The organism is Psychrobacter sp. T6-1 (assembly GCF_052258445.1).
Genome location: NZ_JBQQFC010000575.1, coordinates 1 through 971 on the forward strand (window position 1 = coordinate 1; position 971 = coordinate 971).

Here is a 971-nt window from a genome sequence, read left to right on the forward strand (position 1 = left end):
TTGCGTGATCACGGGCACACGCTATTATCGCGTTTGGGTAAGCAGTCGCGTGAGACTTTTGCGATGCTGGCGGGACTAGATAATAATGATAATAAAGACGGTTTTGTGCTCGATTGGCAAGACAGGTTTGAGGTTGCAGACTCTGGAGTCAGTAACTTGCGCCCGCTTAGTTTACTGGCAAATTTGCAGCAAGATATCTTAATGCTTGATGAGAGTGCGACTCAGCAGACGACTGCGGGACGTTTGAGTGCTGCACTTGGCGCGCAGATGCAGCTAGATCTAGAAGATAGCGCCTTGGTTGATGGACATTCGACTAAAGCCGATATTAGTGAGAGAGGTAATAGCCTGAGCAAAAATAACCTAGATTCTAACAACTCAAATACTAGTCATTGGTTCAGTGATGATAGGTTACAAGACAAGCGTTACGAGCAAGCACGCCAGTGGCCATTATCACAATATGATAATAGCCTAAGTATTCACTCTTGCCATAGCTTACAGCGGCAGCTTGAGATACTGCGCGGCATGATTGGGCGCTGGCTAAATGAGCCAAATGACGATGGGAGCGCCCGCCACGTCTCTGATATCGTTGTATTACTACCTGATGTCGAGCGTCATCATGAGCTGATAAGTTCAGTATTTGTAAGCGGCGAAGGGCAAGACGGTTTGACGCTACCTGCGAAGGTGACAGGAGTGGTCGATAAGTCGATTCGTCAACTTTGGGAGGCGATACGCGGGTTTTATAGTCTGCTAGGTAGTGACAGCGCACGCTTTGAGGCCGCTGAAGTGTTTGACTGGCTTATGCTACCGCCTCTATATGAGAGCCTAGGGTTGACTCATGAGCAGATGAGCCGCGCGTGTGACTTGCTGGCGCAGGCGGGGTTTGTACGCGGGTTCGATGAGGCGCATTTTCAGCAGACACTAGATACCTCTGACTACGATTATCGCTTTAGTTTCGCCTACGCGCTCGATCA

The 971-nt window shown here is 49.3% G+C and carries 1 pseudogene; it reads left to right on the forward strand.

Annotated elements, in window-relative coordinates:
• Positions 1–971, forward strand: a pseudogene (locus ACTXGO_RS16465) (exodeoxyribonuclease V subunit gamma); the annotation flags it as partial.